The sequence below is a fragment of the Mycobacteroides sp. H003 genome (assembly GCF_001440135.1).
GTDB lineage: Bacteria > Actinomycetota > Actinomycetes > Mycobacteriales > Mycobacteriaceae > Mycobacterium > Mycobacterium gwanakae.
Genome location: NZ_LJYL01000008.1, coordinates 1 through 26,332 on the forward strand (window position 1 = coordinate 1; position 26,332 = coordinate 26,332).

Sequence of the window (26,332 nt, forward strand, 5' to 3'; positions counted from 1 at the left end):
CAACAGAACAGGAGGACACCCCGGCGGCACTGACCGCCTAAACCACCAAGTCGAAGAATCACACGACGACGTCGTACACCACGTCCCTGGACTTGACCGCAATCTGCATCGTCCCTCCGCAGGTTCTTGCCTCCTGGACGACTGCAGATAATCACGTCCACCACGCAGAACCTGGGATCTGAACGCCTCGTGTCGGACATCAAGGACACCGCCCGGAGGACTCCAGATAACAATTGCGTTGGTGCTACACAGAACCCGCCGAATCTCGGTGTCGTAATCCAGGAACGGGATGAACTCATTCCAACACGACTGCCACAGTCGGATCAGGGCCGGATATCGGCTGCCCCAGCGGTCGGCGAGCGCCTCGAGCGCCGCTTCTGCGGCCGCCGCTGTCGGGGCGGTGTAGATCGGTTTGAGATCGCGGCGCAGGGCGTCCCAGTGCTGGCGCGGTACGTAGCGGAAGCTGTTGCGGATCAGATGCACGGTGCAGGCCTGCACGATGGTGGCCGGCCACACCTCACCGACAACGTCGGGCAGCCCCTTAAGTCCGTCGCAGATCAAGAAGAACGTGTCGGTGACGCCTCTGTTGCGCAGGTCGGTCAATACGGCGAACCAGAACTTGGCTGATTCCCCGGCGCCGTCGCCGGCCCACAGTCCGAGCACGTCCTTGTGCCCGGCCAGATCGACCCCGATCGCGGCGTAGAACGGTCGGTTGGCGACCTGACCGTCGCGCACTTTCACGCTCAGCGCGTCGATGAAGATTGCGGCGTAGACGGAGCGGCCGCGCGGTCCACTCCGCCATGTCGGCCAGGACCTTGTCGGTGATCCTGCTGATGGTGTCCGGGGAGATCTTGGCGTCGTAGAGCTCGTCGAAGTGGGCGGCGATCTCCCCGGTGGTCAATCCCTTGGCATACAACGACAACACGATCTCATCGACCCGGGTCAACCGGTGTTGATGCTTTCTTGACGATCTGGGGCTCGAAGCTGCCGCCGCGGTCGCGGGGCACGGCGATCTCGACCGGTCCGACCGTGTCGGTCAACACGGTTTTGGTGCGGGTGCCGTTGCGTGAATTCGGCGCCCCCCGCCCGGCCGGATCGTGCTTGTCATAGCCGAGGTGATCGGCGAGCTCCTCTTCCAGCGCGGTCTCGACCACCGTCTTGGTCAGCGCCTTAAGCACCCCGTCAGCGGTATCGGCGAACGACACCCCGCGGGCCTGGGCCGCCCGCACCAGCTCGCGGGCCGTCGCCAGCTCCTCCGGTGTCGGAGAGCTGACCATCACTTCATCATCGTGGACATCGGCTGTTGCTGTCACAGCCCTCATCGTTTCGGTCATCGTGGACCTTCCCCGCCAGGCTCACACCCGGCGTGTCGGGCCACTTACACCGAATTTCGGATACTCCCTCGCGGTGGTGTAGCGCCGCGCGGTGTTGTGGGAGATGCCGAAAACGAGAGAGACAGATGCAGCAGGTCGGGGCCTGCGGTCAGCGCTTCGTGAAGGATTCGGTCGGCACGGATGCGTTCGATCGTGAACCCATTGTCGCTCAACGATTGTTTCACCGATGTTTGACTCACCGGCGTTGTGCGCAATGCAGTTTTCGTCGTGAGTAGAACGTGCCGGTTCGGAGTGTGGGGCCATCTGTCCCGGCGGTGGTCGAGCCATGTGATCAGCGCTCTGTGGGTGAGCTCGCCGAGCCGTTGGTTGTCCAGCAAGGGTGATCCGCCGGTTCGGCAGGTCAATGTCGTCGAGCACCAGTTTGCGTATAACGCTTGTGCGGCAGGCATGTTCGACGCTCAATGCCACAACTAGGCGTGCACGCGGTTCGCTCGCGAGCTGTTCGATCGAGCGCACCTCATCATCGGTGATGGGCACGAGGTCTTGGTCTACTGGTTGGCTCTTCAAACCCGCTGTTGGGTTGCTGAAGACCAGACCATTCTTCTTGGCGTGCCGGAACAGCGACCGCAGCGCCTTGATCAGATTGTGGCACTGGTTTCCCTGAAACGGCCGCAGCGTCGCGTCGACGTCGGCCCTGGTGACCTCCCTGAGATGGTCGTAGGAGGTGGACCAGTGCGCGAGAAGGGGCCTGACCGCGCCGAAGTAGCTGTAGAGGGTCCTGGGCGATCGTGGGCGAGCACGTGCGCCGCCGACCAACAGGGTAAGGAGCCAGTGGTGCGACGGCTCGGCGAACCCTGGCGGAAGTTCCGCGGTGACGCGGTCGATCCAGGCACGGATCGGAGGTTCGGTGTCGTCTGTCAGCAGGTCGAAGTGGGAGAGGATTTCGACAAGCCTGCGACGGGACGCGAGCCGATGCGGCCGTGTTCGAACCTCTTTGAGCGGCACGCGATCACCGGGGGGCCGACCGGCCAGAAGGGTGACCAGGGCGTCGAGGCATCGGTTTGTGGTCTCACCGCACCAATCGTGGGCGGCAGCGCGTTCCCGGGCGTATACCGCAGCGGCCACGAGCACGGGGTCGTCGGATTCCAAGGCTGGATGCCGCCGGGGCGGGCGAGCAGGCAGTCCCGCCTTTCCGCGATAGTAGTGCGCTTTTTTTGAACAGCTTCTGCCGCAGTATTTTTGGTCGCGGCGACCGTTGGCTGGCAGTTCGGCTCCGCATTGCAGGCAATTCATCGCGGCGGCAGCGACCTTCCCGTCCGAGCGCGCGGGGTGACGGGACGTGCCTCACCGGCCGCAGCGGCGGCCTCCTCGCTACCCTTCGGCGTGGGTGCGGCCACGGTTTCGGGCTCGGGGATCAGCAGTTCGTCGATGGCGCAGTCGAGCACGGCGCAGAATACATCGAGATCGTGGAGCTTGATGGCGTTGGGGTTGCCCGACCACAAGCCCGACATCTTGCCGGCGCTGATCACCAGGCCGCGCTCGGCCAGCATCCGTTGGAGTTCGCTGGCCTTCCAAATGCCGCGGTTGGCCGCGGTCAGGCGTAGATTCCACTTCATTGAGCCAATCCTTAAGTTCGTAGGTGCAGTTACTTCGTGTTGTTACGTTGTGCTGTGACCCAGGCATCTTCGACGTGGGTGGCGTGGACGTGGATATATCGAGCCGTCGTGGCCGTCCAGGCGTGACCACATAATTCCTGGATGGCGAACAGGTTCATTCCGCCGAGGTAAAGCTGGGACGCGCAGAAGTGCCGCAGCACATGCGGGGTCAGCTTCCCCGACCACGCAGGCAGATGCCGGTCCGCCGCCTCCGCCAACGATCGGCGATAGACGTCAGCTGTCGCGCGCATGCACGTCCCGTCGATGTTCTTGCGTTCGGACGGAAACAGTGGCGCGGCATGGCTATTCGGGTCGATATCGAACAGTCCAAGCACGTCTTCGATGAACCATCTCAGGCTGCGGTCGGCGCCGTTGATCAGCGGCACCAGTCGCGGTTTGGGGCCTTTGCGGCGTGATCCCTTGCCGTGACGGACGTTCAGCTTGCCGAACCGCCCCAGCTCCCACCGCACATCGTCGAGGTCGAGCATCCGCGCCTCGTTGATGCGCAGTCCCACGTCGGCCGCCAGCCGGGCGACCGCGTAGTTGCGGGCGGCCGGGGCGAACTTGCGGCAGGTGACCAGGCTGGATTCAATCGGTCGTTGCAACACCGGCTTGCTGAAGTGAGTGTAGGTGTTCGTTGAACGCTTCGGCCGGGGTGCGCCATCCGAGGGTCTTGCGTGGTCGGGTGTTGAGGGTGTGAGCGATCGCCGCGATGTCGTCGGCGTTCCACCGGGATAGGTCGGTGCCCTTCGGAAAGCATTGGCGCAACAGGCCATTGGTGTTCTCATTCGTGCCACGCTGCCACGGACTCTTCGGGTCGGCGAAGTACACCTTGACCCCGGAGGCGATCGAGAACTGGGCATGCGCCGACAGTTCCTTTCCCCGGTCCCAGGTCAGCGACCGGCGCAGTTCCTCGGGCAGCGAGGTGATCGTCTGCGCTAGGGCGTTGGCCATCGTGAGGGCGCCGTAGCCGGCCAGAGCCGGCCCGTTCTTGGTCCGCGGAATCAGCCCGTATCCGGCCTCCCGCGGAAGATGGATCAACATCGTGAACCGACTGCTGCGCTCGACCAGCGTGCCGATCGCGCTGCGCTGCAACCCGATCAGCAGATCTCCCTCCCAGTGTCCCGGGACCGCGCGATCAGCGACCTCCGGCGGCCGAGCGCTGATCAACGTCTCCGGCGTGACGTGCGCCCACGCTTTCTGCCGAGACCGTGCCCGCGGCACCCGCAATGCCCGACCCCGGCGCAGGCAGGTGATTAAGTCCCGCTTGAGCGCACCGCGGCTTTGCACGTAGAGCGCTTGGTAGATGGCCTCGTGGCTGATCCGCATGGATTCATCATCAGGGAAGTCAAGCTTGATCCGATGGGCGATCTGCTCAGGACTCCATGCTGTCACCCAGGCCCGATCCCCTCGGTGCGGCTTGTTGCGTCCCTTCCACGGCGTCGCGGCCGGACCAGCCATGATCTGCCCGTAAGCGCCACGAACGACACCGGAGAGCTTGTCCTGGACGTACTGGCGCAGCCGGTCGTTGCCGACCAGCTTGGCCGTCTTCGGGCGCCTCGCCCGCCTTTCGGCATGCCACTGCGCGACCGAGGCCTTGTAGTCGAGCCGATACGTGCGCGTCGAGGCGTTACGGCGCAGCTCACGCGAGATGGTCGACGGCGCCCTGCGCAGCCTCCTGGCTATCTCGCGCACTCCGGCACCATGGGCACGCCATAAAGCGATGTCTTCGCGCTCATTCGAGGATAGGTAGCAGCCCGAAACAGTTTCTGGCAAGCGTGGATTCACGCCGCCAGCATGGCGGAACCAGCGGAACCCGACCGGCGAAGACACGCCCGCTTCGGTAGCGGCGTCCTCGGTCATCGCTCCGGCAGCGATCCCCGCCCAGAACCGGACCCTGTCCTGCCGCCAGGCCACCGACGGCCGCCCCGGGGAGGGCATCTGCCCCCGATACGCACGAACCTCCAACTGCCGCTTCCCATACGCCACCACACACCTCCGAGGAATCGAGGTGTTGCAACGACCGATTGAATCCAGCCAGTTCCTGGCGCCACCCGGCGAACAGCTGCTCCACCTCGTCGGCGGTCGGAGGGATACGCAGCTGCGGATCGACCGAGGCTCGCGGCCGGTTGATCTCGTCCAGCGGGCACTCGACGACCCGACCTGTCATGTTGTGCAGGTCGATCTTGTGCCGAAGCTCCAAGAACTGGAAGTACACGGTCAGTGCCGCCGCCCGCCCGGTGCGAGTCGAGGGGTTGGCGTCGCGCAGCACCTTGCCGAAATAGACGTCGACATCGGCGGGCCGCATCTCCCACAGCGGCCGGCCGAACCAGTCGTGGATCAGCTCGAGGTGGTTGATGTCGTTGCGGATCGTGCTGTCGACCAATCCGGCCGACGCCCGTGCCAGCACGAACCCGGCCAACACATCGGTCTCGAAGTCGGCAAGCTCCTCCTCGCTCGCCGGTACTCGATGTTCCCGCAGATCGCGGACCACAGCCAGAGCCAACCCACGCCTCCTCGACTTCACCTAAAGTGAAGAAACATCATCTGATCAACTATTCAGTCAGCAAGAATGATGCCGGTTCATCAGAGAGTTTTGATGGAGGGACACGCCAACAACGGCTGTTCCAGGCGTTGAAAGGGCTAACGGGCGATACCCGTGGGCTCAGGAACTCGTCGACTGTTGGCTAACGTGACTAAGCCTCTCTCTCTCCGACTCCGACTCGGAGTGACGAAGACGAAACTGCGTTCACGCTCGTTGCGCATCTTGCAACGCAGTGCCTGGCCCACCGATGCCACCACCCGCCGCTCGCTCAGCCGCGATTTTCCGTGTTCGTTCACATGGTCGACGACGACGCGGACACTGTCCTGCACGTTGATTCTCTCCTGGAGTTGTGGGATCCAATCAGCAACTCTGACGGCCGGACATCACCTCGGAGGCATCCGTACTGCGCCATCGAGACGGATCGTCTCGCCGTTGAGCATCGGATTCTCAACGATGGCTACGACCAGGTGTGCGTACTCGGCAGGATCACCGAGTCGGTTTGGGTGCAACGTCAGCGCCTTGAGAGCGGTTAGCGCAGCCTCTGGAAGTGAGTTGAGAAGCGGGGTTTCGAACAGCCCCGGAGCGATCGTGTTGACCCGGATCAAGTACGACGACAGATCACGCGCGATCGGCAGCGTCGCCGCCATCACACCTCCCTTGGAAGCGGAGTAGGCCGCCTGCCCGATCTGGCCGTCGAAGGCCGCGCCGGAGGAAGTGTTGACGATCACGCCACGCTCGCCGCCGACGGGGTCGTTCTGCGACATTGCGTATGCGCCCAGGCGCACGACGTTGAAGGTCCCGATCAGGTTGATCTTGATTACTTTCTCGAACGCGTCGAGCGGGAAAGGGCCCTTCTTGCTGACGGTCTTGGTGCCATCGCTGACGCCGGCGCAGTTGACGATGATACGCAATGTCTTGTCCGCGTTGGCGATCTCGATGGCCCTGGTCACTGCATCCTCGTCGGTGACGTCGGCGGGCGCGAACCGGACGGTGTCGCCGAGGAGGCTTAGCGCGTCCGTGTTTGCATTGGGCAGGTCGACGGCGACCACCCGCGCTCCGGACCGCGCCAGCGTCTCCACCGTCGCCAAACCGAGCCCGGACGCGCCACCGGTGACGACCGCGCTGCTAGCTGCGATGTCCATTCGGCTGCTCCTTTTGTGTGTCTGTCTACAGGCTTCGCGCGATCAGCACCTTCATGATCTCGTTGGTGCCGCCGTAGATCTTCTGCACCCGAGCCGCCGCATACATCTGCGCGATCGGGTATTCCATCATGTAGCCGTATCCACCGAAAAGCTGCAGGCACTTGTCAGTGACCTCTACTTGTTTGTCAGATCCCCACATCTTGGCTATCGATGCGGTTGCGGCATCGAGTTTTCCGTCGAGGTACCGGCCGGTGCAGTAGTCGATCAGCGCCTTGCCGGCCAGCACCTCCGCCTTGCATTCGGCCAGCACGAACTTGGTGTTCTGGAAGGCGAGGAGGGGCTTGCCGAACGCGGTGCGCTCCTTGACATAACGGATCGTCTCTACTACCGCCGCCTCCGCCATCGCGATCGCCTCGACCCCGATGGTCAACCGCTCGCGCGGAAGTTGCTCCATCAACTGGGCGAAGCCCTTGCCCTCAACGCCGCCGAGCAGGTTTGCGGCCGGCACCCGCATGTCGGTGAACGCAAGCTCCCGGGTGTCCTGGCCGTGCTGGCCGACCTTCTCCAGAACCCGGCCGCGCTGGAAACCCGCCAGCCCTTCGGTTTCGGCCACCATCAGCGACAGTCCGGACTCAGTTTTGGCCACGATCACCACCAGGTCGCAGTGGGAACCGTTGGAGATGAAGGTCTTCGAGCCGTTGATGACGTACTCGTCGCCGTCGCGAACCGCGGTGGTGCGAATCGACTGCAGGTCTGACCCGGTGCCCGGTTCGGTCATCGCGACGGCGATCACCATCTCCCCGCTGACCATCTTCGGGATCCAGCGCTTCTTCTGCTCCTCGGAGGCATACTCGGCGATGTAGTGGGAAGCCAGCGTCGAATGCACGGAGAAACCGAACGCGGTGTCGTGCGCGTAGGCGCGCTCCTGCATCACCACCGCCTCGTGACCGAAACTGCCGCCACCACCGCCGTATTGCTCGGGCAGGTCGAGGCCCAAAAGCCCGGCAGCGCCGGCTTTGTTCCAAAATTCTCGGTCCACCTTCTGCTGTTTCGCCCACCTGGCTTGGTTGGGAGTCGCTTCCTTGCGGAAGAACTCGGCGGCGTGCTTGCGCAGGAGTTTTTGATCCTCGGTCTCCCACGGAACGACGTAGTCCGGGAATAAGAGTCCGGGCATGCTTTACCTACTTTCCGGTGAACTGGGGCGCGCGCTTGGCGAGGAATGCCGCCTGGCCCTCGTGACTGTCGGCGGAATGCACCGCCACGTAGAAATTCCGTTTCTCGTGTTCGAGTCCCTGCGTCAGTGATGTCTGAAACGCGTGCACAGCGGCATCCTTGGCCAGCGCCACCGCTAGCGGGGAGTTCGTCGCGATCCGTTGCGCCATCGCCAGCGCCCGTGGCACGGCCTCGCCGTCGGCGACGACTTCGGCTACCAACCCTGCATCGCACGCCTCCTGGGCCTTGATGGAATCGCCCGTCAAAAGCATTGCCATAGCCTTGGATTTGCCGATCGCCCGAATGAGGCGTTGAGTTCCGCCAGCGCCAGGGATTGCGCCGATCTTCACCTCGGGAAGTCCGAATTGGCCCGACTCGCCGGCGATGACAATGTCGCAGGCCAACGCCAGCTCACAGCCGCCCCCGAGTGCGTATGTCTCGACCGCGGCGATGACCGGCTTCGGAAACGCAGCCAGTATCGACCAGAAGCTCTCATTGGACTCTCCGGTGACCAGTGGCCGGGCCCGGATCTCGTCGAACGCCGTGATGTCGGCGCCGGCGCAGAACATGCCGTGGGCGCCCGCGATGACCACGGCCAACACGGCCGTGTCGGACCGCAACGCCGCCAGCTCGGCCCCCATCGCGCCCAACAGCTCGTCGTTGAGGCTGTTCTTCGACTTCGGGCGATTGATCTCCAGCAGGGCCACCGCACCGTCGCGAGTCGATCGCAAAATTTGTTTGTTCACGTGACCGCATCCCGGTAAACGTCGGCGTGTTCGGCCCGCAGGATCTTCTTGTCCAATTTGCCGACACTGGTGCGCGGCAACGCCTCGACGAAGAGAACCGCGTCGGGCATCTGCCACTTGGCGAACTGCCCCTGCAGACAACCGACGATGTCATCGCGGGTCAGCACGCCACCTTCGACGGGCACGACGATGGCCAGCGGACGTTCCTGCCACTTCGGATGGCTGATCCCCACAACCGCGGCCTCCTTCACCAGCGGATGTCCGACGATGGCGTTCTCCATATCGATAGAGGAAATCCATTCACCGCCGCTCTTGACTACGTCCTTGAGGCGGTCGGTGAGCTTGAGATACCCGTTCGGGTAGATTGTGCCGACATCGCCGCTGCGCCAGTAACCGTCGAGGAAGCGGTCGGCGTTGTCGTCGTCGTCGAGCTGGTGGTATCGCTCGATGACCCAGGGCCCACGCATCAGTACCTCGCCGACACTCTTACCGTCGTGCGGCAGGTCATTGCCGTTGTCGTCGACGATCCGGATGTCGATACCGGAAGCGGGCAGCCCTTGAAAACGCTTGAAATCCCATTTCTCGTCGTCGGTGATCGTGCCCTGCAGGGACGGTTTGATGCCCATGTTCATCGTGATCAGCGGCGTCGTCTCGGTCGCACCGTAGCCCTGCACAAAATCGGCGCCGGTGAGCTCGTGGAAATCGCGCATCAGCGACTTCGCCGGCTCGGTCGCACCGGACAGCAGTCTCGTCCTGCTGAAATCTGGCTTCACAGCAAGGGTCTTGATGTAGTCCAGCATCGGCTGGAAAATCGCCGGTGCGCCGTTCGCGACGGTCACATTCTCCGCGATCATCACGTCGACGAGCATTTGCGTGTTCTCGGCCAGGTAGCGGCCGGGTAGGATCACCTTCGCCGCGGTCCACATCGCGGTGTGCGGAAGCCCCCACGACTGGCCGTGAAACATCGGGGTGATGAGCATCGCGGTGTCCTCGCGACGGAGATTGATCGCTGCTGCCATCGCCATCGCGTGTAGGTAGCTGCCACGATGCGAGTAGTAGACGCCCTTCGGCCGACCCGTCGTTCCCGATGTGTAACACGCGCTGTAAGCAGAGGTTTCGTCGATGACCCGCCAGTCGATCTCGGTGTCGGACTCGGCCATCAGGTCCTCGAGGTGAAAGACGTTTTCCAGCGTGGTGTCGATCTCGGTGAGCGGCTTATCCGACATTACGATCCAGCCCTTGACCTTCGGCACGTGTGGAGCCAACGCCTCGGCGACCGGAAGGAGTGTCTCGTCGACCAGGATCCATTGCGCCTCGGCGTGGTCAGTGACGTAGCTCAGGTCTTCGGTGGCCAGCCGCAGATTCATCTGCAGCATCACCGCGGCGATGCCGGGAATGGCCCAGCTGAGCTCAAAGTGCCGCTTGCTGTTCCAGTCGAGCACTCCGACTGTGTCGGCCGGGCCGATCCCTATTCCTCTGAGCGCGTTCGCCGCCCGCTTGACCCGAACGTACAAGTCTGCGTAGGTGTACCGCTGCCAGTCGCCCTCCGTGGTGCGGTAGACGACCTCTTGCTCGGGATAGGTGCGCGCCGCATGTCTGATCAGGTTGGTGGTGTTGAGCTGGTAGTGGTCGCCGTGCGTCGACGGCACGCCCTTCACGATTTCCCTGACCATGTCTGTGCCTTAGATTCGTTCGATGATGGTGGTGTTGGCGGTTCCGCCGGCCTCGCAGATGGTCTGCAGGCCGTAGCGCTGTCCGGTGCGCTCGAGTTCGCACAGCAGATCGGTGAGCATGCGGGCCCCGGTCGACCCGAGCGGATGCCCGATTGCGACCGAGCCTCCGTTGACGTTGAGCTTGTCATCGGGAATGCCGAACTCGCGTTGCACCATCAGCGGCACCCCGGCGAAGGCCTCGTTGACCTCGAACAAGTCGATGTCGCTGACACTCAGGTTGGCGCGCTCGAGCGCCCTGTGGGTGGCGTCCAGTACCGCGGTGAACTGCAGTACCGGGTCCGCCGCGGCGACCGTCATCGCCAGGAACCGCGCCCGCGAAACCAGCCCGCTGCGTTCTGCGTAGCCACGCTCGGCGATCAGCAACGCCGCTGCCCCGTCGCTGATCTGGGAAGAATTGGCCGCGGTTGTGCGGCCGTCGGCCGCGAAAACAGGCTCCAGCGACGCGATCTTCGCCGGATCCAACTGCTCACGGATTCCTTCGTCGGCACTGACGGGCGCCGCCGACGGATCCAGCGGATCGACGGTGATCGGCACCAACTGCGCGCGAAACTTTTTCGCCCGGGTCGCGGCGAATGCTCGCTCATGGCTTCGGATACTGAATTCGTCGAGTTCCTCGCGAGAAATACCGAACTTGGAGTTCAGCAACTCCGACGCCGCCCCTTGCGCCACCAAGTTGTCGTCGTAGCGGGCCAACTCCACGGGCGAGTACTGCGGACCGAGCGGCGCGCCCGGCATGAACGACGCAGGCATCGGCACCTGCGACATCGACTCCACACCGCACCCAATCGCCAGCTCGTAGATGCCCGCGGTGACGCCGAATGCAGCGAAGTTGACCGCCTGCTGACCGGACCCGCATTGGCGATCAATGGTGACCGCCGGCACCGATTCGGGTAGACCCGCAGCCAGCACCGCGTGCCGCCCGATATTTCCGGACTGGTGCTCATGCTGCATCGCACAGCCGACGATGACGTCATCGATGTCTTTGGCATCGATCGCACTGCGCTCCACCAGGTTTCGCAAGGTGTGACCGAGCAAGTCGGCCGGATGCCACCGGCTCAAAGCGCCACCTCGTTTACCCACCGGCGTGCGCACCGCCCCGACAATCACTGCTTCGCGCGCGTTCAATGTTCCACTCCTCCTTGTTCCGGTGTACGAATTCCAACGATGGGGATGTCAACCGTCTCGGCGACTTCTTCCCAGTGGCGCGTGCTTTGTCCGGCAAAGACTCGTGCGAGATCCTCGTGGGTATCTGCTGCGCCCAGGACCTCGAGGGTCCGCTTCTGGAAATGCGGTTCGATTGCGCCCAGGGCGATATAGCCGTCGGCACTGGCGTAGATCCCGTAGGTCGGAGTCGCGCCACCGAGCGGGTCGCCGGGCCCTGCGACGCCGTACCGCACGGCTGCGCCGGCGTCGGCTGCGGCGTCCGCCAGTACGATCCGGACGTGTTGGCCGGCACCGGAATTCGGCCTATCAAGCAGCGCCAACAGGGCCCCGGACACGGCACGTTCGGCACCCAGGAGGTCCACGACCGGAACCGCCGGCATCAACGGGGGCTGCAGGGTGCCGTGCGTGGCCTGATAGGTCAGGTCGTGGCCAGGACGCTCCTCGAGGTCACCGTCGTAGCCCACGATTTCGACGTGACAGAGCCCCGGATACCTGACATGCGCGTCGTCGAGCCCGAGCCTGCGTAGCGCCGAAGGGCGCATGGCGGTGAGCAACACATCGGCGGAAGTCAGCTCGACGTCCAGCTTGGCGCGGTCGCCGGCGTCCTTGAGGTCCAGAACCAAGACCGTCTGCTTGCTGGCGAGCTCTGCGTACCAGCCGGGCGCGACCGCGGCCAAGGGATCTCCGGTAGGGGGCTCCACCTTTGTTACCGACGCGCCGAAGCGCGCCAGCCGTGCCGCCGCGAGCGGGCCCGGGATGTTCACCGCAAGCGACACGATGCGAACGCCGTTCAGACTGCCCTGCACCATGTGGTCCTTCAATTGATACCGTACGACTGTACAGGAAGCTTCCTATCTGTACAAGAAGTGATGTTCACTGTACACTTGCCCGGAACGAAGGAGACGCATGGGACCGTTCGCCGATCCACGCGCAGGCGCAGACGACCTGACCGCGAAGGCGCGCATTCGCAACGCCGCGATGGACCTGTTCGCGGAGTTCGGGGAGGACCGCACGTCGATGCGAAATATCGCCTCGAGAGCCGGCGTCACGGTCGGGCTGGTTGTCCACCACTTCAAGACCAAGGACGGAATCCGCCGCGCCGTTGAACAACTCGTCGTCGACTACTTCGCGCAGACGATCGCGCAGGTCCCCGTTGATGGAACACCAAGACAAGTCGCCACGGCGCGTGACGTGGCTGTGAAGGAGATGCTCGAATCGAACCCAGCCGTCGTCAACTATCTGCGCCGCGCGCTACTGGACCCCGCAGGGTCTAAAGGCCAACTGCTCCAGCGATTGACAGAGCTGACCCGAACGGAGCTCATCAAAGCCCGCGACGCCGGTATCGCAAATGCGGAGCGAAGCGGATCCACCCAGATCATCGACATCATGGTCCGACAGCTGGGACAGCTCTTCCTGCAACCGATGATCGACACCATGTGGGATCAAGTCTCCCGCCCAGACGAGTCAGACGACGACAAACCGACACTGCACGTCGCCGTTCGCTCCAGTGGCCCAGCACCTTCAGCGCGTCATAGGAATACTTCGGCTTGCGCTGCCGGCGAGGTCGTTTGGCGACCTGCCGGCCCGCTCCCGGCGGCCGGGCCGCGGCCGTCAACCGGCGCCGAGCATTGTCACGCGACCAGCCGGTGACCTCCACCACCTGATCCAGAATCTGCCCCTTATTCGCCTTCGACGCCTTCACATACGCCTTGGCGAACTTCGCGGTGATCTCGGCACGAGACGACATCGACAGCCCACTCTCCATGCCTGGCGGGGATCACCGTTTCGCGGGCATTCTTACGTGATGCACCGAGGGCGTTTCGCGGGCACTTTTCGTGATGCTTGCCGGATGCTTGCCGACCTCGTGGATCCGCAGTAGCGTGGTTCCAACACCTAGTACTATTGGTACCTGGAACTACACGTCACACGTTCAAGGAAGGGGCTAGCATTCATGGCGAGTGACCACGCAAGGCAAGAGGCAAAGTCGGTGACCGCAGCGAGCGCTGGATCCCGTTATCCGAGGACCCGACGGATAAGCTTTCCGTTTGGCGGCGACGGCGGCACACACGGCAAGTACTTCGTCAACGACGACATCGTGTTCAGCCACTTCGTGGCGAACCTATCGGGTGCGTTCCCGTCAGGGGAGGAGTTGTTTATTCGGTCGGTGCGTCGATTCTCAGATGAGCCCCCTGTTTCCCTTCGGGTGACGCCTCGCAGGCGTGAAAATGGGGGTCGGGTTGCCTGCCGACGCCGACGTTAACTTGGGTTTTGTGAGCCTGTTGATGAGCCTGGTGCCGGGGCCCGACCTGGAAGGGTCACGCACTGTTGCTTCGAGCACGCCGGTCAGAATTTCGATTCCCTGAACCGAGGCCCCCGGGCGGCCCGCCTTGTTGAGAGCGTCGATGTTGATGGAGGGCAAGCGAGTTGAAGCAGCAGCAGCCGGAGGAGATTGCTGACACCGAGCATGAGTTGGTGATCGAGCGTGTGTGCGCGATCGATGTAGCCAAGGCCTCGGGCAAGGTGTGCGTGCGTGTGGGCAGCCGCGCGGGCAGGCGGGTCAGCAAAGTGTGGGACGTGGCCGCCACGTCCGGCGCAGTCGGTGAGTTGACCGACTACCTCGTTGACGAGCGGATTGAGAAGGTCACTGTGGAGTCCACGTCGGATTACTGGCGGATCTGGTACTACCTGCTGGAGGCGGCCGGGCTCGACGTGCAGCTGGTCAACGCCCGCGACGTGAAGAACGTGCCCGGTCGGCCCAAAACCGACAAACTCGACGCGGTCTGGCTAGCCAAGCTCACCGAGAAAGGTCTGCTGCGGCCAAGTTTCGTGCCGCCGGCGCCGATCCGCGAGTTACGCGACTACACCCGGTTACGGATCGATATGACTCGCGAACGTTCCCGGTACTGGCAACGGATCGAGAAGCTGCTCGAGGACGCGCTGATCAAGGTGTCGTCGGTGGCCTCGACTCTGGACACCCTGTCGGTGCGCGACATGCTCAAGGCGCTGATCGCTGGCGAGCGGGACCCGCGCCGGCTGGCCGGGCTGGCGCGCGGCAAGATGAGACCCAAGCAAGCCGCTCTGGTCGAGGCGCTGACCGGCAGATTCGACGATCACCACGCCGAACTTGCCCAGATGCTGCTCGATCAGATCGACGCGCTGGACGCCAAGATCGGCAGGCTCACCACCCGCATCGACCAACTGTTGGCTGCAATGGAGCCCGAACCTGTCAACGGTGGGGACGCCACCGGCGGAGCAAACCCCGCTTCGCGCAAAGCCGGCGAGTTGACCACGATCGACCGACTCGATGAGATTCCCGGCGTCGGCCCGGTGAACGCGCAGATCATTCTCGCCGAGATCGGGCTCGACATGAGCCGGTTCCCCACGGCCGGACACCTGGTGTCGTGGGCAAAACTGTGTCCACGCACCATCCAGTCCGGTCCGGTGCAACGTTCGGGCAAGGCGGGCAAAGGCAACCCATATCTGAAAGGTGCTCTCGGCGAAGCCGCGACAGCCGCTGCCAAGACCAACACCTTCCTCGGTGAACGCTATCGGCGCATCGTCAAACGCCGCGGCAAGCTCAAGGCCCTCGTCGCTGTTGCCCGATCCATCCTGGTCATCATCTGGAACCTGCTGCACGACCCCACGGCCCGTTTCCACGATCTCGGTGCCGACTACCACGCGACCCGCATCAACACCGAACGCCGGACCCGTAACCACGTCGCGCAGCTCGCAGCCCTGGGCTATCGCGTCACCCTCGAACCCGTCGCCTGACACCGGCCAACTCCCACAACACAACCCGACAACTGCGAGAAAGAACACCCGGCTGCGCCGGGTGGCTCCGCCGCGTCCGGTCACCTGGGTCTATTTTCCGGTCAGGTCACCGATCCCACGTTGAAGAAACGGGTGGCGGGCTTCATCGGCCAGGAATCGGTCCACGGACAGCAACACCGCCTGCTGAACGAGAAACTCATCGACATGGGTTACCCGATCGCTTGGTGGGATTCGAAGAAGTTTAACGACTGGGTCAAGCGACTGGAGGAGCGGCTGCCTGCGCGGCTACCCCTGGCGGTAACAGCAGCTGCAGAACACTTCACCGCCGTACTTGCTGAGCGCACGCTGGGCGAAGAGGAAATCCAGGCGATTCCGGGCGAGTTGCAGGTGTGGAACGTGCTGAACTGGCATGCCGTGGAGGAACTTGAGCACAAATCGGTCGCATTCGATGTCTTCCGCACGGTGGCGGGAGGTACGGAGCGGATGCGCAGGAGTGTGATGGCCGTGATGATTCCGACCCTGCTTCTCCTCATAGCCGTCACATTGGTTTACTCGCTGGCGCACGACCCGGATGGGCGTCGTCAGCCGCTACGGGTGATACGGGAGGCCTATCGGCTGTACCGTGGCCCCATCTTCCGGGGTTTGATCCCAGACCTTACGAAATATCTGCGACCGGGATTCCATCCTGACGACATCGACACGAACGCGTTGTTGGAGCACTGGCAAGAGGAACTCTTCGGCACCGACGGAGAACTCGTCGGCTACCTGAAGTGATTGCGAACATCCACAACAAAAGGGATTGCCATGGTAGCTAGTCAGGCAATGGCTGCGAAAAGCGGAACAGCAGCCGAAAAAGTAGCCGAGAGTACGTATCCTAAGGCTCGGCGGATTCGGTTTTGGTTCGGCGATCCCGAGCCGATGGACCACCATTTCGTTGAGGGCAATATCGTGTTCAGCCACCTTGTGGCGTTGCTGTCCGGCGTGTTTCCGCCAGGTGAGGAGTTGTTTATCCGGTCGGTTCGGCGCTTTGCCGATCAGATGACCGATCCGGTACTGATGAAGCGGGTGGCCGGATTCATTTGGCCAGGAGTCGGTGCACGGCCAGGAACACCGCCGGCTCAACGAGAAGCTCATCGAGATGGGCTACCCGATTGTCCGGCTGTTTATGTTCCCGCATGACAGCCGCCGGGAGCCGGTTGATCGTGCGAATTGAGAACCTGCTGCCAGCGCGGGTACCCCTGGCGGTCACGGCGGCGGCCGAGCACTACACCGCGACACTGGCTGAGCGCATGCTGGGCGAAGAGATACAAAAGATTCCTGGCGATCCCGAGGTGCGAAACCTGCTCAACTGGCACGCGGTGGAAGAGCTGGAACATAAGTCGGTGGCGTTCGACGTCTACCGGGCCGTCGATGGGCCGGAGTGGCTCCGGATCGGGGTGATGGCGGTGCTGTACATCCTGACGATCCCGGTGGTGTCGATCGGGGTGCTGTTGTCTATTTTGGCCGATCCGCGGGGATGGCGCCCGATCAAAGTGGCGCGTCAAACGCGTGCGGTGTTCCGGGACCCGTTGGTGCAGGGGCTGATGGCCGATCTGCGCATGTACCTAAAGCCGGGCTTCCATCCCGACGACATCGACACGACCGCGCTGGTGCAGCAGTGGCGGCAGGAGCTGTTCGGCGACGACGGTGCCCTTGTCGGTCATCTCAAGTAGCAGGAAGGCCATGAGTTCAAGTTGAGTACAACGATCGACATCGAGCAGTTACCGACTGTCGAGCGTGTCACTCCAGACCATGAAGTCGTGATCGTCGGCGCTGGATTCGGCGGTATCGGTGCTGGTATCTCCTTGCAACGCAGAGGCATTCACGACTTCGTGATTGTCGACAAGTGGGATCAGGTGGGCGGCACCTGGCATGCGAACACTTATCCGGGTGTGGCGGTGGATATTCCCTCGTTTGTCTACAGCTTTTCCTACGAGCAGCGTGGTGATTGGTCGCGGATCTTCGCTCCGGGTTACGAGCTTCGCGATTACGCCAGCGACCTTGTGGACAAGTACGGCCTAGCTCAAAAGTTGCGGCTGAACACTACGATCACCTCGGCGGTGCTCGATGAGCGCAATAGCCTATGGCGATTGACTACCGACGCCGATCAGGAGATTACCGGCCGAAATGTAGTCATGGCGGTCGGTGGCCTCGAACGCCCGAAGATGCCTGATATCCCGGGTCTCGACGAGTTCGGGGGTGTGCTCATGCACACCGCACTCTGGGACCATGACGTGGCGCTGGCGGGCAAGCGCGTCGCGGTCATCGGCACTGGCGCAACGGCGCTGCAGGTCGTCCCGGCCATTGTCGACGAAGTCGAACATTTGACAGTCTTCCAACGAACACCGATATGGGTGTTCCCAAAACCTGACAAGGAGGTCACGTCCGCCATCCGGTGGGTTCTGGGGCGTAAGCGAATCCGTTCGGGTATCCGCCTGGTGGGAACCGTCGCAACCGAGGTCGGCATGGCCGGGATGTGGGTCGGTCCACAGTGGCTGACGAACGCGAGCCGCCGGATGCTTGAGGTTCCTACCCGCCGCTGGATGCGCCGCCAGATCGATGACCCGGTCGTTCGGGAGAAGCTGATCCCACGCTACGGGTTAGGCTGCAAGCGCCCGTCGATGTCAAACGACTACTTGCGTACCTTCAACCGCGACGACGTCAGCCTGGTCACCGATGCGATCGAGTGCATTACCAAGAAGGGGGTACGGACGGCGGACGGCGTGGAGCACGAGATCGACGTGTTGATCTGCGCGACCGGGTTCAAGCTGTGGGAGGCGGGCGCGGTGCCTCCCTTCCCCGTCATCGGGCGGGGCGGCGTCGATCTCGGGCGGTTCTGGAGTGAGCAGAGATACCAGTCGTACCAGGGTGTTTCGGTTCCCGGATTTCCGAACATGTTCTCAATCACCGGGCCCTACGGATTCGTGCTCGGCTCGTACTTGTGGATGATCGAAGCGACATCGGCTCACCTGAGCCGCGCCATAGCCGAAGCGAAGCGCCGCGGTGCAACGGTCTGCGAGATTCGTCAGGAAGCCCACGACGAGTATTTTCGGAAATGCCTGAAGCGCCAACAGAATAACTTCCTGTTCACTCCGGCGTGTGCGGGTTCGAACACCTACTACATTAATAACCAGGGCGATTCACCGTTTCGGCCGTCGACGCACGGCGAAATGTACTGGCAGAACCGCTATTACAACCTTGATGTCTACCGATACAGCAGGGGCGTTGCGGTTCTGGACGCAGCCGCGGCCATGACGAAGGAGAGCCTGTGAAGTTCAACCGATTGCGACCGCGCCTGGTGGTGGTCACCGGGGCTGGAAGCGGCATTGGCCGGGCGACAGCGATCAGGTTCGCTAAGCTCGGCGCCCACGTCGTGGTCTCCGACATCGATCTGGATGCGGCACAAGCGACCACCGCGATGATCCGCGGTTACGGCCTCGGCGCGTCGGCGGCGCAGTTGGACGTCACCGACCCCGACGCCTGGGCGGTGTTCGGTCGCGATGTGTTAGCCGATCACGGTTACACCGATGTATTGGTCAACAACGCAGGTATCTTGGTGGGCGGCCACTTTTTGCAGCTGAGTCCCTCGGATTGGGACCGCCAACTCGGTGTGAACCTAATGGGTGTCGTCCACGGATGTCGTGTGTTCGGCGCCCAGATGGTTGAGCGCGGCGGTGGCCACATCGTCAACATCGCGTCAGCGGCGGCGTTCACACCCACGCCGGTGATGGCGCCGTACTCGGTGTCCAAGGCGGGCGTGAAGATGCTGACCGAGTGCTTGCGGCTCGAACTCGGACCGAGAGGCATCGGCGTCAGCGCCGTGTGCCCGGGTGTGATCAACACCAACATCGCTGATCGCGCGATCGTAGTCGGCGTCGATCAGAACCTGATCGAACAAGGAAAGCAGTTCACGAAGAAGCTCCAGGAATTTAGCGAGAAGTTTAGGGTCTCGCCGATGAGCTCGGACCTCGTAGCTCGTGCCGTCGTACGTGCGGTACGGTTTGATTTGGCGGTCGTGCCGGTGCGCACCGAGGCCTGGCTGGGCTATTTCATGCTCCGTATCGCCCCTGGTGTCAACCGCCGTATGATGCAGCCATTCTCGGTGGACGCATTTCAGCGGCTGGGTGCTCGCCTGTCAAAGACAGTGGGTGCTGCGGACCAGGGTGAGCTTGCCGCCGGTGGAGCCGAGGCGGCGGCACCGGTCACCAGCACGGGAAAGTAGGGTGCGGGCTGATCAGCGGCCAATCGTAGGTGCTCTGCCGTCAATACGCCGTGCAGCTCGGGTGAAGGGGTTCCCCTGATTCCGTGGGGACTTGACTTGTAGTGATCTTGATTCCTGCTGCCCCCGGCTAGGTGCGTGGGTCGGTAACGGATTTGTCGGGTCGGCAGGTGGATTTGTCCTGGACGGAGGGCATCGGGCGGCGTTTTGTTGGCCTGGTGGTGTGATCGGGCGGGCCGCATTCCGCGGGATGGCGGATCGGTGGCCGTAACTCGCTGCGCACGACCCTTTCAGCCGGCCGCAGCCTGCGCTGCAATGTTGTAGTAGGAGGGTTCGCAGGTTGTGGCAGGCGGCGAGCAGGCGCCATTCGGCGCGGGCGTGATGGTGGCCGCGGAGCAGGAGTCGACTCGCCCCCTGGGTGGTCTTCATCTGCCCGAACACCGGCTCGACGATCACCTTGCGCCGCGAATATGCGGCCTTGCCCTTCTTGGTGCGAAGTTTGCGGGCCATCCGCGCCTTTGGTGTCGCATTTTTCGGTGTCCGTCCCCGTGGCGCGTCGGGAACCTGCTCGCCGTGGGCGAGCCGGCCGGTCGCGATCAGCGGATCGGTGCCCGCCTTGTGGGCGGCGTCGATGTTGTTCTCACTGAAGTAGCCGGCGTCGGCGAGCGTCTGACGCGGTGTGGTCGCGGTGTTGGTGATGGTCTGGGCGAGCAGCTCGCCGAATGCGGGGTTGTCGGCGCCGGATTCGGCGAAGTCGGTCGCAACGATCACCTGATGTTCTTCATCGACGACGGCCTGCGCGTTGTAACAGTAGTGGAAGCTGCCGTCGGCGGTCTTCATGATCTGGGCGTCAGGGTCGGTGAAGTTGCGCTGCGCCTTGGGCTTGACGGTCGCGCACTGTGCTGCCTGCTCGGCGGCCCGCGCGGCCGCGTCGTCATCATGGCCGGCGTTTTGCGCCCTTGCCCGGGCCTTGTCCGCGGCCTGGTCTTTGGCGTGTTGTTCCAGGTCGGCCTTGGCCTTGCGGATCTTGGCCAGCCGGCTCTCACGGCGGGCCAATTCGCCCTGCAGGTCACCGCCACGATTGTCCGGGCCGTGGGCCTGGTCCTCGTCGATATCGACGCGTTCGGCCTCCCGCATGATCTGCTCGACCTGGGTTTGCAGGGCCGGCTCCGCCTCGCACATCCGGTCATAGCTCATCGCCTTGTGACGGGAGGCATTGGCCTTGACCTTGGTGCCATCGAGGGCCACCCGGCCCATCGTGACCATGCCCGCCTGCTGGCACAGGGTCAGCGCCTGCAGGAACAGGGCTTCCAGCGCGGCGAGGTGACGGCGCCGAAAGCGGGCGATGGAGCGAAAGTCCGGTGCGGTGTTGGCGGCCAGGTACCGAAACGCCACATCGTCATGGCAACGGGCTTCGATCTTGCGAGATGAACGAACCCCGCTGGTGTACCCGTAGAGCAGCAGCTTGAGCATCAGCCGCGGGTGATACGGCGGAAAGCCCCGGGCCTCGCTGTAGGAGGCGAAAAACACTGCCAGATCAAGCACCTCATCGACCAACTCGGACACAAACAACGCCAGATGATCGTCAGGCAACCAATCCCGCAACGACGGCGGCATCAAAAACGACTGATCCTGGTCATAGGCCCGAAACGTCTTGTCCACCGAAACCTCGCCCGGTGACGATGACGAGCGAGGCCGCGCGGACTCGGTCTCAAACAGCTGATCCTGGGCCGTCATCAAATCCATGGACACAGTTTTCCCGACCATCCACGTCGCCATCAGCGTGACACACCAACAACTCGTGGATACCGACCCACGCACCTAGGTGAGCGGGGGGGTAGGGCGCAGAGCGCGCTACCTGAGCAGAAGCGCGGCGAGCTGCTTCACGTGGGTGCGTCCGCGGTCGCCGTCTTCGAGTGCTTCGAGCCAGCGAGCAGGGATGGATTCAACGCCGTCGCGGGCGCCGACGATCGCTCCTGTCATGGCCGCTACACCCGCGTGGAACGCGAGCACCTGCAGTACTACCTCGACGAGTTCACCTTCAGATTCAATCGCCGCAGGTCAAAAGCCCGCGGAATGCTCTTCTACCGACTCCTGCAACAAAGCGTCAACACCGATCCCCACCCACTAGCCGACCTCATCGGCGCCGCCGAAGGCCAAGAGCAAACTCTGCGAGCAACTGCTAAACCACTGCCCGGCAGTACTTTTGACGAATTTTTTTAAGCAAACGAGTCCACTTAAGCAGATAAGCAATAAGTATGTTCGACTTAGGCGAGCTGTTTAACGGGTCTAAACACATTCTTAACGCTCCTGGCCTACCGCCCCGGAGGTCCCGCGCAAATACTGGTACAAGTGCGAGAAACGAGGGGCGGGGACTGCGCATGGCGCAAGCGATAACACTGGATACGGCGTACCTGAGAGCTCAAGATCCCGATCAGTACGCCAGCCTGGTGATCGGCGCGGTCGCCATCGTCGATGGTGGCGTCCCCGATTACGCACTGCTGAAACAGCTGCTGGCGGAACGGATTCAGTCGATACCGCGCTGCACACAGGTGCTGCGGACGCAGAGCTTCGAGTGGATCGACTGTCCCGGATTCGACCTGGCCCATCATGTGCGCTGGGTGGCGATTCCGCGCCCGGGCGACGACGCCCAGCTGTCCGGCGCGATCGCCCACGCCCTGGAGCGTCCCCTCGACCTGGACCGTCCGCCGTGGGAGTGCTGGGTGATCGAGGGCCTGAAAGGCGGCCGGTGGGCAATCTTGATGAAGATCCACCACGGCTTGGCCGACGGGAACTCAGCCGCCCACCTGCTCACCCGGCTTTGCGACGACGCCGACCACGATGCATTCGCGAACGGTGTTGGCGACAAACATGATTCGCCGCCGCAGGCCTCGAAGCGCGGCTGGCCCCTGGAGTGGGCTGGGGCACTCGCCGGCAACTTCGTCGGGGCGATCTGGCCGACGGCACGGCCCTCGGTCGACCCGGTCCTGCGGCGCTACAGCACGGTGCGCGTCCCGATTGCCGACGTCGAGTGCGTGTGCCGCAAATTCGGTGTGACCGTCAACGATGTCGCGCTGGCGGCCATCACCGAGGGCTTCCGAAGGGTTCTGCTACGCCGCGGCGAAGAACCGCGGGCGGACTCGCTGCGCACCCTGGTGCCGATGCCGGTACGTTCGGCACTACTGCCATACCTGCCCGTCGAGCATGACGACCCGGTCCAGCAATTGCGGACCGTGCACAGCCGGTGGAAAGCGCAGCACGCCGACAAATCTCCGCCCGGTATCGTGGAGTCTGCGATCAATTGTCTGCCAACTATGCTGCGCGGCAACCTCATACAACTGTTACCCAGGCTCCCGCAGCGCGGCCTCGTAACGCTGGCGAACCACGCGCCCGGGCCTCGCCATCAGCTGCGGCTGATGGGCCAGACGATGGAGCGCCTGCTGCCGATCCCCCCGATCGCCTTGCAGCTGAGCACCGGGGTCGCGATGCTCAGCTACGGCGACGAATTGGTATTCGGGCATCACCGCCGAATACGACGCCACGGCCGACGTCAAGCAGCTGGCAGCCGGTATCGAGCTGGGCATGGCACGGATGGTGGCGCTCAGCCAGGATTCGGTGTTGCTGTTCAGCAAGGACCGCCGGCGCACGCGCGCGGCGCGCGCGTTTCCGGGCCAGGCGCAGCGGCCGCGACCGTCGGCACCCACGCCGGCACGTCACTGACCCGCTCTCACCGGCGTTGAACACCGTGAGAAGGTTGGTCAATGCCGGTCACCATCGACCCGCGCCGCCATGACGCGGTGCTGTTCGACACCGCGTTGGACCGCACCCAGGCGCTGACCCGGCGATTGCGCGAAGCCGGCGTCGACACCGGCGTCTTCGCGTCGAACGGTAACGTCCGCGACACCCTGAGTGAGGCAGCAGACAAGCTGTCGGTCCGCCCGGGGCGATGCGCCGTCCTTACCGACAACGCGGCTTGCGTCCAGGCCGCGCGCGACGGCGGATTCGCGTTGGTCATCGGCCTCGACCGAACAGGGCAAAGTGACGCCCTGCGGCGCGTCGGCGCCGACGCCGTGGTCGGCGATCTGGATGAGGTCGCCGTGCGCACCGGGGACCACCGGATGTCCCAGCTACCCGATGCTGTGCAGGCCCTCGGTGCCCTCACCGACCGGAGGCCGGCCATATGTTCTTCGACTTCGACGGCACGCTGTCGGACATCGTCGACGATCCCGCCGCGGCCCGGCCCGTCGCCGCCGCGGTCGAGGCGCTGCGGAAGCTGGCCGCGCAATGCCCGGTCGCGGTTCTGTCCGGCCGCGACCTCGCCGACGTGTCACAGCGCCTCGGTGTGCCCGGGATCTGGTATGCCGGCAGCCACGGTTTCGAGCTGACCGCACCCGACGGCACACACCACCAGAACGACGCCGCGGCGGCGGCCACACCGGTGCTCGAACAGGCCGCCGCCGAGCTGCGCGACCGGCTCGACTCGATCCCCGGAGTTATGATGGAGCACAAGCGATTTGGCGTTGCGGTCCACTACCGCAACGCCGCGCGGGACCGCGTGGGCGAGGTTGCCGCGGCGGTGCGCGCGGCGGGCCGGCGGGACGGACTTCGGGTGACGACGGGTCGCGAAGTCATCGAGCTGCGTCCGGACATGGACTGGGACAAGGGAAAGACGCTTCGCTGGGTGATCGATCACCTGCGCGAGGCCGACGCGCGTCCGCTGGTGCCCATCTATCTCGGCGACGACATCACCGACGAGGACGCGTTCGACGCGGTCCGCGATGATGGTATCCCGATCCTGGTGCGACACAGCGAAGACGGCGACCGCGCCACCGCCGCGCTGTTTGCGTTGGACAGTCCCGCGCGCGCCGCCGAGTTCACCGAAAGGTTGGCACAGCGGTTAAGTGACGCCCGCGTAAATTAGCGACGGCAACGGTTCTAACGGCGCTCAGGGTGCCAACATTCGAGTGATCCAGCACGACGGTGTCCCCATTCGGCGGTGGCACGAGGTTGGCGCGACATGCCGGGACATGAAGCGTTGGCCGCCTCACGCGCCACCCTAGGTAGCCGATCAAGACGGGGCAATCACTGCCATGCCGAGCGCCTCGGCGGCGTCGCGCATGCGGTCGTCGTAAGTGCACAACCGGCCAAGATCCATGCCGAGCCGCTGGGCAGTCGCCAGGTGAATTGCATCGAGGGTGCGTAGCTCGATTGGCAGCAGCCCACCAGCAAGATCGAGCAATCGGTTGTCGATGCGTAGTAGGTCTAGGCTCGCGAGCGCCCGGCGTCCGGCTCTTCGGGCTGATTCACCCTTGTGGAGCAGAGCCCGCATGACCTCCGTCCGCGCAAGGGCACTCGACACCCGCGGCAGCCGGGTGCGAAGGTAGCGACGCAGCGCATCCGACTCTGGCTCACGAACTGCAAGCTTGACGATTGCGGACGAGTCCAGGTAGATGGCCGCCATCAACGCTCGTGCTCACGCAGGCGCGCAAGCGTCACGGACGGCAGCTCGATACCCGTTTTGAGTCGGACCGGCTCGGGAAGGTCATCAAAGTCAAGCGTCGCACGTTCGATCCCGCCGCTTGCCAGCATCTGCTGGTACGGACCGCCCTCCGGCATCGGCGAGAGAAGGGCGATAGGCCGACCACGGTCGGTGATCTCGATCGTCTCGCCGGCCTCGACCCGACGGAGGAGTTCGCTGGCCCGCTGCCGCAGCTCACGAACGCCCACCGTAGACATGTGCTAACTGTAGCACATAGCTGTTTAGCTTAGCGCCCGAGCGATCCCCCCGAAGCCCGCCGAATGCGGGACAGGTCATGGCTGGACGGCAGGCCAGGCGCACCAGTGAACGCCTGCGCGCCGGGGCGACGTACCGGGTTCTAAGCCATCGGCTAGGCCTCCGCGTACTCCACCGCGCCGTCGTCCAACACGATCCGCGCGTTCGCGCTTTCGGCGCCACAAGCCTCCGTCCGAAACACCGCCTTGCCCGGTTCCGTCCGCCAGATCAGCGTGGTCAGCGTCTCCCCTGGAAACACCGGCGAGGTGAATCGCGCCGCTATCGACGTGACGTTGGCGGCCACGCCCTTGCCCAGCTCGGCGACCAGCGCGCGGCCCGACACCCCGTAGGTGCACAGCCCGTGCAGGATCGGCTTCGGGAAACCGGCCATGTCCCTGGCGAACCACGGGTCGCTGTGCAGCGGGTTGCGGTCACCGGAGAGCCGATAGATCAGCGCCTGGTCCGCACGGGTGGGCAGCGCGATCCGGGCATCGGGCTCGCGGTCGGGAAACTCCGGCGCGATCGGCCGCTGACCCGGCACTCCCCCGAACCCGCCCTCGCCCCGGATGACCAACGTGGTGAGTGTCTCGGCGATCAGCTCCCCCGAGTCGGGGTCGGTGCCGCGGCCGCGCAGCACGATGATCGCGTTCTTGCCCTCGCCCTTGTCCTGGATGTCCGCGACCTCGGAGACCACGGACAGCTTGCCCGCCGGCGGCAGCGGTGCGTGCAGCCGGATGCCCTGCGACCCGTGTAAAAGCATGGCCCAGTTGAACTTTCCGATCTTGCCCGCCGCACCGAACGCCGGGCAGCAGATCACCGCATAGGTGGGCAGCACCTGCTGGGTGATGTCGTGGCTGTTTTCGGTGGTGAACGATAGGTCGTCAGTTCCGGCGCCGACACCGAGCGCGTAGAGCAGCGTCTCCCGGTCCGTCCATTCGAACAGCATCGGCTCCGTCGTCGCACCGACGGCACTCGGGTCAATCGCCATACGAGTCTCCC

The 26,332-nt window shown here is 63.9% G+C and carries 16 protein-coding genes and 10 pseudogenes; 10 read left to right on the top strand and 16 right to left on the bottom strand.

Annotated features, from left to right (window positions below; all coding sequences use genetic code 11):
* Positions 1-231 precede the first annotated feature (231 nt).
* From AOT87_RS27425 to AOT87_RS00125, 12 genes and pseudogenes are all read right to left on the bottom strand, one after another.
* Positions 232-1,334: pseudogene (locus AOT87_RS27425) on the bottom strand (IS256 family transposase); the annotation flags it as partial.
* Between the two features lie 21 nt (positions 1,335-1,355).
* Positions 1,356-2,483, bottom strand: a complete 1,128-nt coding sequence (locus AOT87_RS00075) for an integrase (RefSeq protein WP_224112882.1) — start codon at positions 2,481-2,483, stop codon at positions 1,356-1,358.
* A 140-nt stretch (positions 2,484-2,623) separates the two neighbouring features.
* Complete coding sequence (locus tag AOT87_RS00080; protein WP_007168431.1) at positions 2,624-2,950, bottom strand: helix-turn-helix transcriptional regulator; 327 nt, start codon at positions 2,948-2,950, stop codon at positions 2,624-2,626.
* A gap of 29 nt (positions 2,951-2,979) precedes the next feature.
* Positions 2,980-3,570 (bottom strand): annotated as a pseudogene (locus tag AOT87_RS00085) (site-specific integrase); the annotation flags it as partial.
* Positions 3,571-3,577: 7 nt separating this feature from the next.
* Positions 3,578-4,930: an IS30 family transposase gene (locus tag AOT87_RS00090; RefSeq protein WP_046184758.1), complete on the bottom strand. Its 1,353-nt coding sequence runs from the start codon at positions 4,928-4,930 to the stop codon at positions 3,578-3,580.
* Positions 4,931-5,027: 97 nt separating this feature from the next.
* Positions 5,028-5,495 (bottom strand): annotated as a pseudogene (locus AOT87_RS29550) (site-specific integrase); the annotation flags it as partial.
* Between the two features lie 422 nt (positions 5,496-5,917).
* Positions 5,918-6,676, bottom strand: coding sequence for an SDR family NAD(P)-dependent oxidoreductase (locus tag AOT87_RS00100; protein ID WP_007168427.1), 759 nt, complete (start codon positions 6,674-6,676; stop codon positions 5,918-5,920).
* Positions 6,677-6,701: 25 nt separating this feature from the next.
* A complete protein-coding gene (locus AOT87_RS00105; protein ID WP_007168426.1) occupies positions 6,702-7,850 on the bottom strand; it encodes an acyl-CoA dehydrogenase family protein in 1,149 nt (382 codons plus the stop codon).
* A 7-nt stretch (positions 7,851-7,857) separates the two neighbouring features.
* Entirely contained in the window at positions 7,858-8,634 is a 777-nt protein-coding gene (locus AOT87_RS00110) for an enoyl-CoA hydratase-related protein (RefSeq protein WP_007168425.1), read from the bottom strand.
* On the bottom strand, positions 8,631-10,307 hold the full coding sequence (locus tag AOT87_RS00115) for a long-chain-fatty-acid--CoA ligase (protein ID WP_007168424.1): 1,677 nt from the start codon (positions 10,305-10,307) through the stop codon (positions 8,631-8,633). The genes AOT87_RS00110 and AOT87_RS00115 overlap by 4 nt, the downstream gene beginning before the upstream one ends.
* A 9-nt stretch (positions 10,308-10,316) precedes the next feature.
* On the bottom strand, positions 10,317-11,492 hold the full coding sequence (locus tag AOT87_RS00120; RefSeq protein WP_019732177.1) for a thiolase family protein: 1,176 nt from the start codon (positions 11,490-11,492) through the stop codon (positions 10,317-10,319).
* Positions 11,489-12,340 carry a CoA transferase gene (locus AOT87_RS00125; protein WP_007168421.1) on the bottom strand — a complete coding sequence of 284 codons (852 nt, stop codon included), beginning with the start codon at positions 12,338-12,340 and terminating at the stop codon, positions 11,489-11,491. Before AOT87_RS00125 ends, AOT87_RS00120 begins: the two co-directional genes overlap by 4 nt.
* A 97-nt stretch (positions 12,341-12,437) precedes the next feature.
* Here AOT87_RS00125 and AOT87_RS00130 point away from each other — a divergent pair.
* The 7 genes and pseudogenes from AOT87_RS00130 to AOT87_RS00160 all read left to right on the top strand — a co-directional run.
* Positions 12,438-13,037: pseudogene (locus AOT87_RS00130) on the top strand (helix-turn-helix domain-containing protein); the annotation flags it as partial.
* Positions 13,038-13,482: 445 nt separating this feature from the next.
* Positions 13,483-13,713 (top strand): annotated as a pseudogene (locus AOT87_RS29555) (metal-dependent hydrolase); the annotation flags it as partial.
* A gap of 287 nt (positions 13,714-14,000) precedes the next feature.
* Positions 14,001-15,302, top strand: coding sequence for an IS110 family transposase (locus AOT87_RS00135; RefSeq protein WP_109233510.1), 1,302 nt, complete (start codon positions 14,001-14,003; stop codon positions 15,300-15,302).
* 120 nt (positions 15,303-15,422) lie between these two features.
* On the top strand, positions 15,423-16,076 hold the full coding sequence (locus AOT87_RS00140; RefSeq protein WP_230487606.1) for a metal-dependent hydrolase: 654 nt from the start codon (positions 15,423-15,425) through the stop codon (positions 16,074-16,076).
* Between the two features lie 48 nt (positions 16,077-16,124).
* Positions 16,125-17,014: pseudogene (locus AOT87_RS28930) on the top strand (metal-dependent hydrolase).
* A gap of 21 nt (positions 17,015-17,035) precedes the next feature.
* On the top strand, positions 17,036-18,613 hold the full coding sequence (locus tag AOT87_RS00155) for an NAD(P)/FAD-dependent oxidoreductase (RefSeq protein WP_007168414.1): 1,578 nt from the start codon (positions 17,036-17,038) through the stop codon (positions 18,611-18,613).
* Positions 18,610-19,563, top strand: a complete 954-nt coding sequence (locus tag AOT87_RS00160) for an SDR family NAD(P)-dependent oxidoreductase (protein ID WP_007168413.1) — start codon at positions 18,610-18,612, stop codon at positions 19,561-19,563. Before AOT87_RS00155 ends, AOT87_RS00160 begins: the two co-directional genes overlap by 4 nt.
* Before the next feature lie 324 nt (positions 19,564-19,887).
* On the opposite strand, the pseudogene AOT87_RS00165 reads toward AOT87_RS00160, so the two are convergent.
* Positions 19,888-21,297: pseudogene (locus AOT87_RS00165) on the bottom strand (IS1182 family transposase); the annotation flags it as partial.
* Positions 21,298-21,558: 261 nt separating this feature from the next.
* Between AOT87_RS00165 and AOT87_RS29150 the strand changes: the two are divergent.
* The 3 pseudogenes from AOT87_RS29150 to otsB form a co-directional block, all read left to right on the top strand.
* Positions 21,559-21,783, top strand: a pseudogene (locus AOT87_RS29150) (IS1595 family transposase); the annotation flags it as partial.
* A gap of 158 nt (positions 21,784-21,941) precedes the next feature.
* Positions 21,942-23,280, top strand: a pseudogene (locus tag AOT87_RS00175) (wax ester/triacylglycerol synthase domain-containing protein).
* Positions 23,281-23,321: 41 nt separating this feature from the next.
* Positions 23,322-24,481, top strand: a pseudogene (otsB, locus tag AOT87_RS00180) (trehalose-phosphatase).
* Positions 24,482-24,628: 147 nt separating this feature from the next.
* Here otsB and AOT87_RS00185 read toward each other — a convergent pair.
* The 3 genes from AOT87_RS00185 to AOT87_RS00195 all read right to left on the bottom strand — a co-directional run bounded on the left by AOT87_RS00185 (position 24,629) and on the right by AOT87_RS00195 (position 26,321).
* A complete protein-coding gene (locus AOT87_RS00185) occupies positions 24,629-25,021 on the bottom strand; it encodes a type II toxin-antitoxin system VapC family toxin (protein WP_007168407.1) in 393 nt (130 codons plus the stop codon).
* Positions 25,021-25,296, bottom strand: a complete 276-nt coding sequence (locus tag AOT87_RS00190; protein WP_007168406.1) for a type II toxin-antitoxin system Phd/YefM family antitoxin — start codon at positions 25,294-25,296, stop codon at positions 25,021-25,023. The genes AOT87_RS00185 and AOT87_RS00190 overlap by 1 nt, the downstream gene beginning before the upstream one ends.
* A 152-nt stretch (positions 25,297-25,448) precedes the next feature.
* Complete coding sequence (locus tag AOT87_RS00195; RefSeq protein WP_007168405.1) at positions 25,449-26,321, bottom strand: MaoC/PaaZ C-terminal domain-containing protein; 873 nt, start codon at positions 26,319-26,321, stop codon at positions 25,449-25,451.
* Between the last annotated feature and the right edge of the window lie 11 nt (positions 26,322-26,332).